Source organism: Opitutaceae bacterium TAV5 (assembly GCA_000242935.3).
GTDB lineage: Bacteria > Verrucomicrobiota > Verrucomicrobiia > Opitutales > Opitutaceae > Geminisphaera.
On record CP007053.1, the window covers coordinates 3,569,186 to 3,583,465 of the forward strand.

Consider the following 14,280-nt stretch of genomic DNA (forward strand, 5'->3'; position numbering starts at 1 on the left):
TTTATTCTGAAACCGTTCCTGGCGGTGCTTTCCTTCCGGGGAGCACCGCCTCTTTTTTTTACGAACCGTGAGCAAAAAATCCCGTAAGCGAGGCTGTTTCGTTCTGCTTTTTCTGCTGCTGCTGTTGCTGCTGGCGGGATACCTGATCTGGCGGGTGATGAATCCGGCCGCTCCTCCTCCGGACGGCAGTGCGCCATCGGCCAGCGCGGAAAATCCCGGTTCGGTCACGCCCTGGACTCCGGCTCCGCAAACCCCGGGGGGTTCCGGTTTGCCGGCGATCGCCTTTCCCCGGCTGCAACCCTTCCCGTCGACGCCCGAGCCGACGCCGGCTCCTCCTCCGGCCGCCCCGCCTCCTCCGACGCCTCGCGTACCGGCCCAGAGCGCGGCGCCCGCGCGCGTAACCCCTCCCGAGAGTCGCCCGACCCCGCCGCGTCCGGCGGCTCCGGCGCCGGCCCCCGCGCCGCGCCCGGTGACAACGACCCGCGCGACGCCTCCGCAACCGGCGCCCGCGCGCCCCCCGGCCCCGGCCGCTCGCCCGATGTCGAGCCCCCCGGCCTTGCCGGATTCGTCCGCGAGCAACTACTTCATTGTCCGGTACAAGATTTCGCGTCCTTCGGGCTATTATCTCATCTGCACCCGCGACGAAGGCTCCGACCGGCAAAACTACGGATTCCGTGTGCCGGTGGAGGAATTCAACCGCGCGGTCGTCAACCTGACCTACGATCCGAAAAACATGCGCAACTGGCAGCCGGTCAGCCAGATTGACTGAGTGCTGGCGGTATGGCGCGGGCAGGCCCCGGCCTGCCGCTGCTACGTAGGCGCAGGCCTCCGTGCCTGTGTTTTGTTCTCTGTAGTGCGATGCTGAACGATCGCGCTTTTCGCGTACGATTTTCCCCGGTAACGCGGTCCACTGTGCGGCAAACATTTTGACCACGGATTGCACCGATTTTCACGGACACAGGCCCGGCTGTCGCAGCATCCTTGCCCTCGGTGCGGATGCGTTCCGGATTCAGACCGGGATGGCCACAAAAAACACAAAATTCCTTTCTGCCCGGCGGGAGTCTCCCGCGCGCTTATAAGCGCGATGGAGGATTTCATCCGCGGTGTGTTTTCTCGTGTTTTTCGTGGCCATTCTTTCTGTCCCTTCGGTAGCGGCACAGCCGCCCCAGGCAATCCGTGGTCAAAAAGCTCTGCCAATCCGGGGAAAAGCTCCCGCCTATTCCGGCGCCACGTAATTTTTCGGGCCGCCGAGTTTCATGAACTTGCCGTACACGTACCATGCGGCGCCCAGGGCGATCAGGGAGAGGGCGCAACCGGCGATCCACGTCAGCCGGTAATTTTGTTCCGTAGCCGTCCCCGTGCCCTGAATCATCATGCCCAAAGCCGGCGCGAAGACCATGTTGGCCAGCGAGCCGAAAATGCCGGCGGCGGACGCGAATTGCGCGAAACGGGAATGAGGAAAAAGCCGCATCGCAAGCGAGGCCGCTCCGGTGAAATAACAACCGGAAAGCACCCCGTGCAGCACCCACGCGAAGAGATAGGTGTTCGGGGTCTTGGCAAAGAAGCAGCCCCACAAAGTGACCAGCGCATAGCCGATCAGGAAACCTATGGCCATGCGCAGGGGGTGGAATTTGTCCGCCATCCAGCCAAGAAACCAGGAGAGGCTGAGGGAAATCAGGTAAGTGAGGGCGAGGCACTTTCCATAAGTGTCCATGCTGATGCCCAGGCTCTTGGTGTAACGTACGGCGTAGATGTTGATCGGGGCGAAGGCGAGGGTAGCGCACATGAGGAGCACGAAGACCGAGAGGTAGTAGGGGTTGGAAAAACACTCGCGGCAATAGGTGGCGATTTCCCGTCCGAAACGGGCGAACCAGTTGTTGCTGTGCCCGGGCTTGGGAGCAGGCACCGGGGGGGGCGGGGGGTAGTCGCCTTCTTTTACCTTCAGACACACCCACATGAAAGCCACGCCGTAGAAGACGCCGATGACGGTGAGGATCAGGGTGAAGTAGCCGGGCACTTTGCCCATGATCCAGAAGTTGAAGATCATGCCGTCGATGAGGCTGACGGCACGGAAGAGTCCGTAGAAACGGCCGAGGAGCGGCTTGGGCACCACGTCGTTGATCAGGCCGCCGAAGACGGCTTGCCCTGCGATGGTGGCAAACTCGAACGCCGCCCAGAACACGCCGAAGCATACAACCGAGACGATCATGGGGTCTTGCAGGTGGTCGACGAGCCATGCGCCGCCCGCCGTGCCATCGAGCAGGTTGTGGATCCATCCGCCGAAGGCGTGTTCCTTGCCGAGGACATTGTGCATCCAGCGCGCGATGAAAGGCGTGGCGGCCAGCCCGAGCATGCCGAAGGCAGCGATGGGGGTGGTGACGAGGAGAAAGGGGATGCGGCGCCCGCGTTTGCCCCGGTGGCGATCGGACTTCACGCTGATGATCGGACCGAGGATCAGGCCGATCGCGGCCGGGAAGGAAACCGTCAGCAAGGCGAAAAGATACTGGGGAACCTTCAGTTCATCGAGATACCACTGGGACATGGGCCCTACGGAGCGGTCGCGCATCGACCACGCGAAATCGCCCCAGAGCAGCCAGAGAAAGAGGACGACGATGCCGGTCGAGGTGTAGGTCAAGGTGCCGACCGACCAGAGTTTCTTGCCGGTCACGGGGTCGATGGTGACGCTGGCGGCTTCGGTTTTCGGCTCCGGGCCGGGTGGCGGTGTCGTGCCGGGAGTGGCGGCGGAGGGACGGTTTTCCGGGTCGGGAGAGGGCTGGGAAGCGGGAGTGCTCATCGTGCGGATCAGGAAGGGCGGCAGGTGGTGAAAAGGATGTGGGGCGTCAGACGCGCGGGGAGATGGCTGCTTCGTCGGTTGTGTCGCGCCCGGGTGATATTGGTTCCGGGATACGCCTTATGCGTTGCGGCAATCCGGCCCGGATGACCAGAAAATGCGTCCCGGCCATTTCCGGCGTTATCGGTTTTGTCCAGATTGCCGGGGGGGCGTGCCCCTTATCCGGCACTGGCAAGAAAGCGGGCGTTTTGCCTGTGTGCGCGGGCATGGCTGCGCCCTGTGCAGCGGAGCGAGAAGTCCGCTCTTCGGGTCTCGCCTCCGGATGGCGTTACGCGCCGAGCGCCTGTTGCAGGGGGCAGCGGGCGGCGTCCGGATCGGAGCCGGAGCGATACTGTGCGAGCAACTGGCGGGAGCGTTGGGCGAGCATGCGGCGGACTTCGCGGCGCATGCCCTTGACGCGCGGGATCGTCATGTGGTCGTAGGCGGTGGTCTGGTGGCGCATCCAGGCGAGGGTCGCCGCCTCGGCGCGCTGTTCGACCGGGATGCGCTCCGTGCGCGCGACGGTGCCGCTGCCGACCGGCACGGCGTGGTCGGTGATGGCGCGCGCCAGCCGCACGGCCAGTTCCCGGTAGCGGGGATGAAAAGCGAGAAAATTGACGACCGCCTGGCAAAAATCCTCCGCGTAAACTTCCTGCTGTGCGGCCCGGCGGGCGCGGCCGGCGTCGAGCTTTTTCTGATACGCGGGGTCGGTGCGCTCGGCGGCGAGTCCGGCGCGGAGCGCGTCGATGCGGTCGGCGGGAGCCCAGATGCCGCGCGAGAACCGTTTGTTGCCCTTGAGTTCGAGGACGGTCCAGGTCGGCCCGTCGGCCTTGATGCGACGGCTGAGCGCGGCGTCGCCGGGCGGGAGCAGCGCCCAGCCGCCGGGAATGGCGAGGAGCACGCCGGCGGAGGTCTGCACATGGCCGGGTTTCTGGCTGGGTCGGACTTCACGGGTCTGGGTGGGCATTGGAAAATGGAAAATGGAAAACGGATGGATCGTCGGAATGGATTCGGCGGATATCCTCCGCAATCATTATGAAATGATTCCGGCTGGCAGTCGGAAGATCGCAAGAATGTTGAGCGACGGATACGCAGCATTGCCTGGTATCCCTCTGGCTGCACATCCTTTCCTCATGGCAACGATGATCCCCGATTACGGCTCGCGGCTCGCTCACATGGTTGGCTCCGCCGGCGAACGAAAGGTTTACGAGGCGCTTCGCCACGGCCTGCCATCCGGTTTTGTCGTGCTCCATTCCGTATCCTGGATCGCCCGCGCCCCCGGCGACCACGCGCAGGATGGAGAGGCCGATTTTCTGCTGGTTCATCCGCGTCTCGGCCTTCTGGTGATCGAGGTCAAGGGCGGCGGCATCGCATACGATGGCGACACCGGCGAATGGACCAGCCAGGATCGCGAGGGGCGTGTCAATCCCATCAAAAATCCCTTCGATCAGGCCAAAAATGCCAAGCATCAGATACTGGCCCTTCTGCGCAAACAGCCGGATTGGGACAAGCTGGTGCGGGGTCCTGTCTGCGTCGGTCACGCAGTCTGGTTCCCCGACCTCGTCAGTCCCGACGCGCTGATCGGCCCCGACCGGCCGCGCGAGATCATCCTGACCCTCGCCCATCTCCCGCGCGAACACGTTGAGGGCGCCATTCGCCGCGCGTGGGATTTTGCCGGAGCCCGGTCCGAGGTCCGCTGCGAACCTGGCGCACATGGCGTTGCCCTTGTCGAAAAAACCTTCGCCCGCAGCTTTGCCGTACTGCCCACCGCCGCCGCCCGCATTTCCGACGAAGAACAAAAACGCATCGAACTCACGCAGGCGCAGTTCCATCTGCTCAAATGGCTCGGTTCGCGTCGTCGCGTCGGCATCGCGGGGGGAGCCGGCACCGGCAAGACCCTGCTCGCGCTTGAAAAAGCGCACGAACTGGCCCGCAACGGCTTCAGAACGCTCCTGCTCGTTTTCAACAATGCCCTGGGTGATCACCTTGCCGCTGTCGTCGATCCTGCGCTTCCGGTCACCACGGGCAGCTTCCATTCGTTTTGCGGCCGGCTCTTCGAGCAATACCCCGGCGACTACCTCGAACGCGCTCAACGGGAACACCCTGGCCAATCCGGTTCCGACCTCTGGAATATCCAGTTTCCCGCCGCGCTCTGCCATCTGCTCGGAGAGCACGAAGTGAAGTTCGATGCCATCATCGTGGACGAGGCGCAGGACTTTGCCGACGAGTTCTGGTTTCCGCTCCAGTGCATGATGACCGACCCGGAAAAGACGCCGCTTTACCTCTTCTACGACCGCAACCAGCAGATTTATCGCAAAACGCAAAACTTCCCGATCGGTCCGGCCGACGAATTTTCGCTGACCGAAAACTGCCGCAACACCGCGCAAATCCATTCCGTGGTGCGCCCCTTGTTCACCGGCGGCGAACTGAATGCGCCGGCCATCGAGGGAGTCCCGGTTGCGTGGCATGAGGCCGAGGGCTCGGCCGAACAGATCAAACAAATCAAGACGCTCGTCACGCGCCTGATCACGCAAGACGGCATCAGACCGCAGGACATCGTGGTCCTCTTTGTCCGTCACGAATTTTACCCGGTTTTCTTCAAAAAAATCGAAGCCGAAAAAATGGCGAACGGCCTCCGCTTCGTGAAAAACACCCAGCCTGCCGACAAGGAAATCCGCGTGCTCACGGCGGGACGTTTCAAGGGACTGGAAGCCCCCATCGTTATCGTCTGGGGGCTTCGGGAGATCTCTGTCGAGGACAGCCGGATGGAACTCTACGTCGCGCTCAGCCGGCCCAAAAACGAATTGCACATGGTCGGCTCCGGCGGGGACCTGAAAACCATCCGGGAGTATCTCCAAAATGCCGCCCAAAGTGCGAATCTGTCATCGGGACGGACTGAACCGCAGGCAACGGCGTCCGCCGCGACGTAGCCACATGCCTCCGTGCCTGTGGGGATTGTTCGTCCGGGGGCGAGGGGGGGCTGGCGGCTGCTTTTCAGGATGCGGATATCCGTTCGATGGCCGCGATGCCGCGCAACATCCGCTCGCGCCCGACGGGATTGGCCGAGTGTATCCGGATTTCGGGTGCAACAAAGCCGCGAACGGCCACGGCTTCCTCGATCCACGCGATCACGTCGTAGCCGGTGCCGCGCGTGTCGTCGCCGAGATCGTGATCGAGGCTGATCCCGGTCACGCTGCCTCTCTGGAGCAGCGCGATGGCTTCATCCGGCCAGAAGACACGTTGCCAGCCTTCCGGGGCCTCGCGGACATCATCCAGCCACACCTTCATCCCTCAACCTCCGCTGCGCGCCTTTCGCTGCCGACCGCGTTTCCCGAAGCAGGCGGACGGATGAGCTTTTTGATCCAGTACAGGACGATCAGGAATCCGGCGGCACCGGCTCCGGTCACTGCGACATGCTTGCCGCGGTCTTCCTTCACTTCCCCCGAGGCAAGGGTCATGGCCCCGCCGAGGGCGAGGATCCCGCACGCAACCAGGGATGCCACCAGAAGGTGTTTGGCCGGAAACGCGATCAGCGCCTTCCACAGACAGCGGTTTGCCCGCCACGCATCGACAGCGGACTGGCAGAGCAGCGCGCAGGCAAGAACCCGCAGTGACAGCGCCACTCCGCTCCCCCATCCCCACTCTCCCCACGCGCAGGCGAGCACGAGCGCGAGCAGTAAGGTAAAAACAAGGTCGGTCTTTCCGGAATAAACATACATAGGCGGGATCGGTTCGCGGTCGATTTTACCGGGCGGGGTGGACAGGCGGTGTCCGGGAGCGGACAATTGCCGGAAAAATCCGCAAGGCTGTGCCTCGGATGGACACCGCCTGTCTAGGCAAGGCGGGTATGCTCCGGAGAATGTCCACACGAGGCGAAGATCATGGTTGTAGAGCAAGGGATGGCATCGGGGCCGGAAACAAGTCAGCAATCCGGGCTGAAATTCCCGTCATTCCGGGGAGCGAAATTTCAGGCAAACCTCTCGTTTGCGATCTGGCCGGGATGCCTCACCTGCTCGTCGCGGGGGCGCCCGGCGGGGACCAGCGCGAGTGTATCCGTTCGATTATCACATCCATGGTCAGTCGCAAGAATAACGTCAGGAAAAATTATACGATGTTATGATAAACGGAACACCACATTAAGCGATTTTCTTTGCGAAATGAAAACCGATGAAGAATGGGACAAGGAACTGGAAGGCTATTCCATCGAGGAACTGGAACGGCTGGCGGTCGAGTTGCACGATGCATACCATCGGGCATCCTTCGATATGAAACAGGGACATCGGCCTTCGCTTGATTCGATAAAGGGCAAGTCGGAGTTGTGGCAGGTTTTGCAGGAGAGGAAACACCGGCTGAACGATGGCTTTCGGTTCACCTTGGAACGTGTCGCCTGTTTCGTGAAAATCAGCGACCTTTTGACCGAGTGCCTTGAAAAGGCATGGGCCGAGGTCAAGCCGATCATGCAAGAACTGGACAAACGCATCCAGGATCAGGATCCCTTTGTTCAGGATTACGAATTGGAGTTGAAGTTGCACGTCTTCGTCACCGATCCGCAAAGCGACGATCGGGGGATTTACGGGGTTTTGCAGGACATCATCTCAGCCGGTAGCACGGTTCTGCAAGTGCCTGGTCGATGCTATGAGGAACACAATACACTGAACGAATTGAACTGGAATGCAATCGACGAACTCAGACACTACGAGACAGAGCTTGCCGACCACTATATCGGGCATGCCATGCACGAGCTTTACAGCCATTCCATGTGGAGCCTGCCCGACATCTTCAAAATCACCGAGCTATGGGCAGAGGTGATTGTCACGCGGCAGCATGTTAGGAAAAAAGTATAAGACGGCATGATCCGCTTATTGCTCAACTAAAACTGCGCCAGTTTAAGATTATGGGAGCGACTGAATCTTCCGCAAAAACTGAAGTAATTGGTCTATTTTAATTTTAATGCCAGCAATATCTAGCGGATTCTCATGATAAAACCTATAGCGACCATCCCGAAATTCATTGAATGGAAATGAATTGCCCGCTCGGGACCGTACTAATTCGACATCAGCATGATTTCCGTTGTTTTTTCGGATAAAAAACGAGAAATCCACTTGATCACGGGAAAACCAGATATCTACTGTAAACACTTTTGACCCAATTAGTATCGATTCAATTATAACGCAATACTTATTGTAAACCCCTGGTATTGAGTAGTCGGGAGCTTGAGACGTGAGGTAGCTTTTGAAATACTCAGCAAGAGCATCAGGAATCTGATCATATGCCCGAATTACATCTCTGAGCTTATCTAGATTACCAGGTTCATTTAGATTACCTATCAATTCAATGATTTTATCAACATTCATATCTTTATAAATTAAAATTTGAAACAACGAGCGAATTTCCTGCGAGAGCCCATTCAGCCTAATGTTACTGGTCTGAACTATTACAGGATTTATAACATTGTCTATAAACCCCTGTAAATTACTTACTTTCAGAATGCTTTCAATTCCCCTCCTATCATCTTCTTTTAACGCAGCAATATCGGGCTTCTTTTCGGAATCTTTATTTAGATAAAGTATTTTTTCAATTTCCACACCCTCTTCTTTGAGACGACTAATGTAGTTGTGTAATTGATTAAACTGATCACATGCATTGTTGGATTTATTCTCAATTATGATCGCTTTCTTTTCGTCGTGGCTCAGTAGGGTTATATCTATACGAGATGTCTCTCGCTTAACAGCCCCTCCTTTGTATGAGATCTTTTCTATTTTACCATCGAGAGACCCTGATGGAGTGCTTATCCAGTCAATGAATCTTTCTTTAACCTCATCGTTTTGTAGATAGTAGGCTATTATATCACTATGGAAGTTTTCCCGATAATGGCATTCGGAAATTTTACTAAACACGGATGTAACATCAAAACCCTTATTACAATTCTTTATTATTGGATATAGTTGATTTATTATTTCCAGCATATGTGGGTGTGTTTTTTCATTGACGGATCAATGCCTCTTGGCCCAAGTCCTTCCATCGTTGGTGGAGAAGAAAAGCCCTTTGGATGTTGTCGCCAGTATCTCCTTCCCGTTGTCCAGCAGCTCTTCGAAGTCGCCACAGATTGCGCTGGAGTAACGTGTGACCCAGGTGCGCCCGTCGTTGGCCGAGTATTCCAGTTTTTGTTCATTGTCAGGGTTGATGCGAATCAACTCCCTGCCTCGGTGGATCATTGTTCCCATTGTATTTCTCTTTGCTATTCGGGTTTGGTTGAGGGTCTTGCCGACTTCAATGAGGCTTACTCATTGCCAGTCAGGCAAGTGAAAAAATAAAATTCTGGTGGTTCTTTATGCTCCTGGCCGACTCCTGTTCAATGTTCAGGAATTCCGTCTCATAAGGCTTCCCCTTCTTTGTAAGGCACATCTTCCTCGAAAAGCGACAGACGCCGCATCCTTTGTTGGCCGTTGGGCAAACGGACGCCGACGGTTGGGCCGATGTTCCCAAGACCATCCTTAACCGCATCCGACAATCGAATACCCTGCCCCGGAAAGGTCGCGGTTTCCCGGGTGCGCGGATTGGTAATGGCGATTTCATAGAGTTTGGGCAGCGGCTTGACGACCGGTTTTCCCAAACCGGATTGGGAGCGGGATAATGTTTCTGACATGACGGGATGATATTATGAATACGCAATATGCACCGTGTGTGCCGGGGGGATAATTTGATTAATGAATGATGGTTGTGTGATTTTTTGAACTTTTTTTTCATCGAAATTGACAAAACACAGCCTGACCCGAATGGCACTTGGTTAAGGGCTTTATCGTGGGAATCCAGACGATGGATGAACGAGCTACAAAAGAAAGGGGGCTTAACCAAATGCCATTCCGGCCTGATCCCTTCGGCATGTCCCCGAGTTCATCATCATCATCGTCGTCGCTGGCGTCGCGGTCGATTTGTTAGTACGGCGGAGGTGGCGTATTGCGGGGGACCGTTGCGTTTGAGGAATTCGACAAACTCCTGCACTTCCTCGTCGGAGACGAAGGCGCCCTGCGCGCGCACGAGGCGCGAACTGTCGGGAAGCGAAAAGAGCATGTCGCCGCGGCCGATGAGGGTGTCGGCACCTTCGTCGTCGAGGATGGTGTGGGAGTCCACTTGCGAGGCGACCTGGAAGGCGATGCGGGAGGGGAGGTTGGCCTTGATGACGCCGGTGATGACGTTGACCGAGGGGCGCTGGGTGGCGATGATCAGGTGGATGCCGGCGGCGCGGGCAAGCTGCGCGAGGCGGACGATGCCCGTTTCGATTTTGGCGGGGGCCACCATCATGAGGTCGGCGAGTTCGTCGATGATCGCCACGATGTAGGGCAGGCGATCAGGGATCTCGATGCCGTCGTCATCCTCGAAGGGGTCGACGCCTTCGAGCATCTGCTGCTCGCCGGTGGCGTGGAGGCCGGTGGCGGGGTCGTTGTCGGCGACGGGAAAATCGAGTCTGGTGTTCTTCTTGCGGTGGTTGAAGCCGCTGATGTTGCGGACGCCGACCTTGGCGAAGATCTGGTAGCGCTGCTCCATCTCGCCGAGCAGCCACTTGAGCGCGGAGGGCACTTTCTTCGGCTCGGTGACGACGGGGATGAGCATGTGGGGCAGGGAATTGAATACTTTCAGTTCCACGAATTTGGAGTCCACCATGATGAGGCGCAGGTCTTTCGGGGCCTTGCGGTAAACGATGGAGGCGATGATCGAGTTGATGCACACGGACTTGCCCGAGCCGGTGGCGCCGGCGATGAGCAGGTGGGGCATCTTGGAGAGGTCGCTGATGAGGGGTTTGCCGGAAACGTCCTTGCCGAGGGCGATGGGAATCTCGGCCTTGGCGGCGGCCCAGTCTTCGGATTCGAGGATGTCGCGCATGCCGACGGGGGAGGGGGTGCGGTTGGGCATTTCGATGCCGACGGCGGCTTTTCCGGGGATGGGGGCGAGAATGCGCACGGACTGGGCGCGCATGCCGAGGGCGATGTTCTTGTCGAGGCTGGCGATTTTCTCGACGCGCACGCCGGGCGCGGGCACGACTTCGTAACAGGTGATGACCGGGCCGACGTGGATCTCGCCGGGCGACACGGCGACGTTGAACTCGCCGAGGATGCGCACGAGGTCGTCCATGTTGCGGGCGTATTCGGCGTCGTCGTCGGCGCCTTCGGGGCGGGTCTGCTCCTTCAGCAGGGTGACGGGCGGGAACTGGTAATTTTCGTCGGAGGCGGGGACGACGGGCGATTTGGCCTTTTTTGTTTCCTCGGGTTTGATGATGGCGATGCCGCCGGCTCCGGAGGCCGCGGAGGCCGGAATGCCGAAGGGGGCAGGCCGTGTTTTGTCAATTTTTGAGAACATCTGTGTGTGGTGGTGGGGGGGCATTGGAGCAGCCAAAAATGTTCACTCCTCCGGACATTGCGGCAACGCCAGCGGTATTGCCGACGGCATGGTCGGACTGTCCGGAGATGACTCACGGGCGCGGAGCTGTTTTTGCAGGCGATCGTAGAGCACGACGTTGACGCAGGAGGCGAGGTTCATGCAGGTGCGGGTCGGCACCATCACACGCGCGGTGCACCACGCGAGCACGCTGTCGTCGAGCGTGCCGTCCTCCGCCCCGAAAATATAAAAGGCCCGGGCAGGGTGTTTATAGTCCACCAGCGACACCGCGCCGGGCACGAGATCCACCGCCACCGGAGTGCAGCCGTAGGCCAGGACGGTGCGCAAATCCTCGACCTCCAGCATCGGCATGCTCTTCCAGTGCTTGATCGTGTCGCACCGGTGCCGACGGTAACGGGTTCCGCTCACCGCCAGCATGGCAGCCTCGTAACAGCCGCAGGCGCGCAGCACGCCTGCGATGTTTTTCATCATCTTCGGATCATGAAGGCCGACGGCCAAATAACCGCGCTGTTTGATGGTAGGATGGAGAGACATGGTTGAAATGAGTTTTGTAAGTTACGAACCAAGCGAATCGGGCCAACAGGACAGGGAGCGGCATACGCCGATGCGGTGAATTCGCCTTCGCTTGGCCCGGATGGACGCCGATCAAAGCCGGGGAAGCTCCAGGCCGAGTTGCGCGTTCAGCGCCTCGATGGTCGTGCCTTCGACCGATTTCACCTTGTAGCCGTGCTCGAGGAGCTTGCGGATGTAGATTTTGTTGTACACGAAGGCGAATACGAGGAGGGGGATGACCATCCAGGACAGCAGGCATTGGATGATGAACCATTTGAAGTCTCCACGAAAGAGGGCGGGGAGAGGTCCGAAAAACAGCGTGGTGAAGGAGAAGCCTGCGGGGGCTTTCCGAATGATGCCCGAGTGCGGGTGTTGCAGGATGAGTTTGGCCATATGATTTTGATGATTGAGTGCGTTGGCGAAAAGAAGAGGGGGGTCAGGCGTCCATGAAGTCCCGGAGGCAAGGCTCGATGAGGGGCGATCCGGTAGCTTCCTCCGGGCGAAGTCTCCGGAGCATGTGGCGGACTGCGTTCGCCAGCAGGTGGACGTCGGCGCGGGCGTCGTGGCGGCGATGGCCGGTTTCACCCGGGTCGATGCCGAGGCGTTCGACGATCACGTCGAGATTGTGCAGGGACTCGGCGGGCCAGCATTTTTTCGACAACCAGATGCTGTCGATAAAACGGACGGGACACGTGGGGAGTCCGTGTTGCGCGCAGCTTTCCGCGATGAAACGCATGTCGAACCGGTGGCCGTTGTGCGCGAGGAGCGTGGTGTTTTCACGGCCGTTTTCCCCGGCTACAAAGCGGGCGAAGGCCCGCAGGGCGTCGGGTGTCCCGGGAGCATCGGCGACGTCGGCGTCGGTGATGCCGGTCAGATCGGTGATGGATTCGGGGACCGGACAACGCGGGCGGACGTAGGTCGAGAACGTTTCACCCGGAGTGCGCCCGTCGCGCAGTCGCACGGCGGCGATCTGGATGATGTCGTGCCAGCGGGGCGAAAAGCCGGTGGTTTCGAGGTCGAAGATGACGAGGTCCATTTTTGCAGAGTTTTTAACCGCGAACAGGGATGGATTGGCTGCGCCAAAACCGAAGCAGACGAACCAACCGCGAATGAACGCGAATAAAACCAAATGAATCCGCAGTCTCTGTCTTCATTCGCGTCCATTCGCGTTCATTCGCGGTTGGTTTGGTGAGGTGGGAAATATTGTTGGAGTAACCATGACGTTTATACGGGAAGCACTTTAACGAGCCGGGTGGACATCCCGTGTCCAGGCTGATGGTTTATCCTGAAAAAATGAAAAAAAGATCGAAACCCGTCTTCACCGGCACCGGTACAGCCCGAGCGTCCCGTTTGTCTGCCGTCCGCGGTCCGCGTCCTGCCCGCGCAACCCGGAAGGTGAAGCCGGAGGCCGGTGGCGCGGGAAAACCGAAGGCGGGTACGCGCGAGGTGTTGCGCACGGGGGCGCAACTGGAGCGTTTCCAGTGTATCCATGCGCTGTTCGCGAGCGGCAAGACCCTGAATGTGCCCGGACTGGCCAAGGAACTGCGGGCAAAGGGTCTGGAAGTGAATGCGAAGACGATCCGGCGCGATCTGGATTTCATACGCGACCGCGTCCCCATGCCGCTCTCCGGCTACGATCCGCAACGGGGTGGGTTTTATTATACAGAAGCAGTGCGGGATTTCCCGCTCGTGCATGTCACGGAAGGGGAGTTGCTGGCGTTGATGGTGGCTCGGCAAGCCGTGGAGGCGTATCGGGGAACACCCTACGCGCGTCTGCTGGAGCAGGCGTTCGCCAAACTCACGACTGGCTTGCGCGACGTGGTGAGTTTTCCCGGCGGCGGATTATCCGAATCCATCTCGTTTCGCAGCACGGGAACAGGGCCGGTTGACGAGGCGCTTTTCACGGCCGCGAGCAAGGCTGTCCTGGCGCGCCAGGAAGTCTGTTTCATGTACAGGAAGGCCGGATACGGCGATCCGGAGCGCCGCCGGGTGTGGCCTTACCACCTGGCGTCGATCGGCGGCATGTGGTACCTGGCGGGGCACGATCTGGACCGGCAGGCGATGCGGACGTTCGCGTTGCCGCGCATGAGCGAATTTGCGGCGACGAGGCACCGGTTTGCACGCGATCCGGATTTTTCTCCGGAGAAGTATTTTGGCGACAGTTTCGGAATGCTGCGCGCCGAGGGCACGGTGACGGTGCGGATCGAGTTCGACGGCTACGCGGGCGAGCTCGTACGGGAACGTTTCTGGCACGCGTCACAAAAAATTACCGATAAAGCCCGGTGGCAAAATCGAACTGGAGCTGCGTGTCAGCCATACCGACGAGGTGCGTCGCTGGGTGCTGGGTTGGGGAGAACGCGCGAAGGTGATCGAACCGCCGGAACTGGTCGAGGAAATGCGCGAGGTCGCCGGGGAGCTGGCAAGGATTTACAGGGGCGCGTAATCGGCATGACGCGTGGCGGGGATGAGCGAATCAGGCGCCGGACCCGCCGCCGGGTTTGATG

At 59.1% G+C, this 14,280-nt stretch carries 15 protein-coding genes and 1 pseudogene; 5 read left to right on the plus strand and 11 right to left on the minus strand.

Translation table 11 applies throughout. The annotated features are described in order from the left end of the window. Positions 1-538 precede the first annotated feature (538 nt). On the plus strand, positions 539-769 hold the full coding sequence (locus OPIT5_15275) for a hypothetical protein (protein ID AHF91375.1): 231 nt from the start codon (positions 539-541) through the stop codon (positions 767-769). 240 nt (positions 770-1,009) lie between these two features. Here OPIT5_15275 and OPIT5_15280 read toward each other — a convergent pair whose 3' ends face one another. From OPIT5_15280 to OPIT5_15290, 3 genes are all read right to left on the minus strand, one after another. Then, entirely contained in the window at positions 1,010-1,174 is a 165-nt protein-coding gene (locus OPIT5_15280) for a hypothetical protein (protein ID AHF91376.1), read from the minus strand. A 42-nt stretch (positions 1,175-1,216) separates the two neighbouring features. Further along, positions 1,217-2,794: an MFS transporter gene (locus OPIT5_15285; protein AHF91377.1), complete on the minus strand. Its 1,578-nt coding sequence runs from the start codon at positions 2,792-2,794 to the stop codon at positions 1,217-1,219. 325 nt (positions 2,795-3,119) lie between these two features. Then, positions 3,120-3,797 carry a hypothetical protein gene (locus tag OPIT5_15290; protein AHF91378.1) on the minus strand — a complete coding sequence of 226 codons (678 nt, stop codon included), beginning with the start codon at positions 3,795-3,797 and terminating at the stop codon, positions 3,120-3,122. Positions 3,798-3,972: 175 nt separating this feature from the next. On the opposite strand from OPIT5_15290, the gene OPIT5_15295 reads away from it, so the two are divergent. Then, a complete protein-coding gene (locus tag OPIT5_15295) occupies positions 3,973-5,760 on the plus strand; it encodes an NERD nuclease (protein ID AHF91379.1) in 1,788 nt (595 codons plus the stop codon). 64 nt (positions 5,761-5,824) lie between these two features. Here the strand turns inward: OPIT5_15295 and OPIT5_15300 are convergent, their stop codons facing one another. Both OPIT5_15300 and OPIT5_15305 read right to left on the minus strand, forming a co-directional pair. Then, positions 5,825-6,118: a hypothetical protein gene (locus tag OPIT5_15300; protein ID AHF91380.1), complete on the minus strand. Its 294-nt coding sequence runs from the start codon at positions 6,116-6,118 to the stop codon at positions 5,825-5,827. Further along, positions 6,115-6,615 carry a hypothetical protein gene (locus OPIT5_15305; protein AHF91381.1) on the minus strand — a complete coding sequence of 167 codons (501 nt, stop codon included), beginning with the start codon at positions 6,613-6,615 and terminating at the stop codon, positions 6,115-6,117. The genes OPIT5_15300 and OPIT5_15305 overlap by 4 nt, the downstream gene beginning before the upstream one ends. 215 nt (positions 6,616-6,830) lie before the next feature. Here OPIT5_15305 and OPIT5_15310 point away from each other — a divergent pair, with 215 nt between their 5' ends. After that, on the plus strand, positions 6,831-6,950 hold the full coding sequence (locus OPIT5_15310; GenBank protein ID AHF94421.1) for a hypothetical protein: 120 nt from the start codon (positions 6,831-6,833) through the stop codon (positions 6,948-6,950). A gap of 37 nt (positions 6,951-6,987) precedes the next feature. Next, positions 6,988-7,674 carry a hypothetical protein gene (locus OPIT5_15315; protein ID AHF91382.1) on the plus strand — a complete coding sequence of 229 codons (687 nt, stop codon included), beginning with the start codon at positions 6,988-6,990 and terminating at the stop codon, positions 7,672-7,674. A gap of 1,149 nt (positions 7,675-8,823) precedes the next feature. Here OPIT5_15315 and OPIT5_15320 read toward each other — a convergent pair. From OPIT5_15320 to OPIT5_15345, 6 genes are all read right to left on the minus strand, one after another. Further along, positions 8,824-9,054, minus strand: a complete 231-nt coding sequence (locus tag OPIT5_15320) for a hypothetical protein (GenBank protein ID AHF91383.1) — start codon at positions 9,052-9,054, stop codon at positions 8,824-8,826. Positions 9,055-9,124: 70 nt separating this feature from the next. Continuing rightward, positions 9,125-9,235, minus strand: coding sequence for a hypothetical protein (locus tag OPIT5_15325; GenBank protein ID AHF94422.1), 111 nt, complete (start codon positions 9,233-9,235; stop codon positions 9,125-9,127). 498 nt (positions 9,236-9,733) lie between these two features. Next, positions 9,734-11,185, minus strand: a complete 1,452-nt coding sequence (locus OPIT5_15330) for a cell division protein FtsK (GenBank protein AHF91384.1) — start codon at positions 11,183-11,185, stop codon at positions 9,734-9,736. A gap of 42 nt (positions 11,186-11,227) precedes the next feature. Further along, positions 11,228-11,740 (minus strand): RNA methyltransferase, encoded by a 513-nt coding sequence (locus OPIT5_15335; GenBank protein ID AHF91385.1) that lies wholly within the window; start codon positions 11,738-11,740, stop codon positions 11,228-11,230. Between the two features lie 129 nt (positions 11,741-11,869). Continuing rightward, entirely contained in the window at positions 11,870-12,169 is a 300-nt protein-coding gene (locus tag OPIT5_15340; protein AHF91386.1) for a hypothetical protein, read from the minus strand. 43 nt (positions 12,170-12,212) lie between these two features. After that, the gene (locus OPIT5_15345) at positions 12,213-12,812 is read right to left on the minus strand and encodes a DNA-directed DNA polymerase (GenBank protein AHF91387.1); all 600 of its coding nucleotides are present in this window, start codon (positions 12,810-12,812) and stop codon (positions 12,213-12,215) included. Between the two features lie 239 nt (positions 12,813-13,051). Between OPIT5_15345 and OPIT5_15350 the strand changes: the two are divergent. Continuing rightward, positions 13,052-14,219, plus strand: a pseudogene (locus OPIT5_15350) (DNA-binding protein). Positions 14,220-14,280: the final 61 nt, after the last annotated feature.

Coding starts and splice junctions, on each gene's coding strand:
- OPIT5_15275 (AHF91375.1), top strand. CDS start 539: ATGTCGAGCCCCCCGGCCTTGCCGGATTCGTCCGCGAGCAACTACTTC.
- OPIT5_15285 (AHF91377.1), bottom strand. CDS start 2,794: ATGAGCACTCCCGCTTCCCAGCCCTCTCCCGACCCGGAAAACCGTCCC.
- OPIT5_15290 (AHF91378.1), bottom strand. CDS start 3,797: ATGCCCACCCAGACCCGTGAAGTCCGACCCAGCCAGAAACCCGGCCAT.
- OPIT5_15295 (AHF91379.1), top strand. CDS start 3,973: ATGATCCCCGATTACGGCTCGCGGCTCGCTCACATGGTTGGCTCCGCC.
- OPIT5_15300 (AHF91380.1), bottom strand. CDS start 6,118: ATGAAGGTGTGGCTGGATGATGTCCGCGAGGCCCCGGAAGGCTGGCAA.
- OPIT5_15310 (AHF94421.1), top strand. CDS start 6,831: ATGCCTCACCTGCTCGTCGCGGGGGCGCCCGGCGGGGACCAGCGCGAG.
- OPIT5_15315 (AHF91382.1), top strand. CDS start 6,988: ATGAAAACCGATGAAGAATGGGACAAGGAACTGGAAGGCTATTCCATC.
- OPIT5_15320 (AHF91383.1), bottom strand. CDS start 9,054: ATGGGAACAATGATCCACCGAGGCAGGGAGTTGATTCGCATCAACCCT.
- OPIT5_15325 (AHF94422.1), bottom strand. CDS start 9,235: ATGTGCCTTACAAAGAAGGGGAAGCCTTATGAGACGGAATTCCTGAAC.
- OPIT5_15330 (AHF91384.1), bottom strand. CDS start 11,185: ATGTTCTCAAAAATTGACAAAACACGGCCTGCCCCCTTCGGCATTCCG.
- OPIT5_15340 (AHF91386.1), bottom strand. CDS start 12,169: ATGGCCAAACTCATCCTGCAACACCCGCACTCGGGCATCATTCGGAAA.
- OPIT5_15345 (AHF91387.1), bottom strand. CDS start 12,812: ATGGACCTCGTCATCTTCGACCTCGAAACCACCGGCTTTTCGCCCCGC.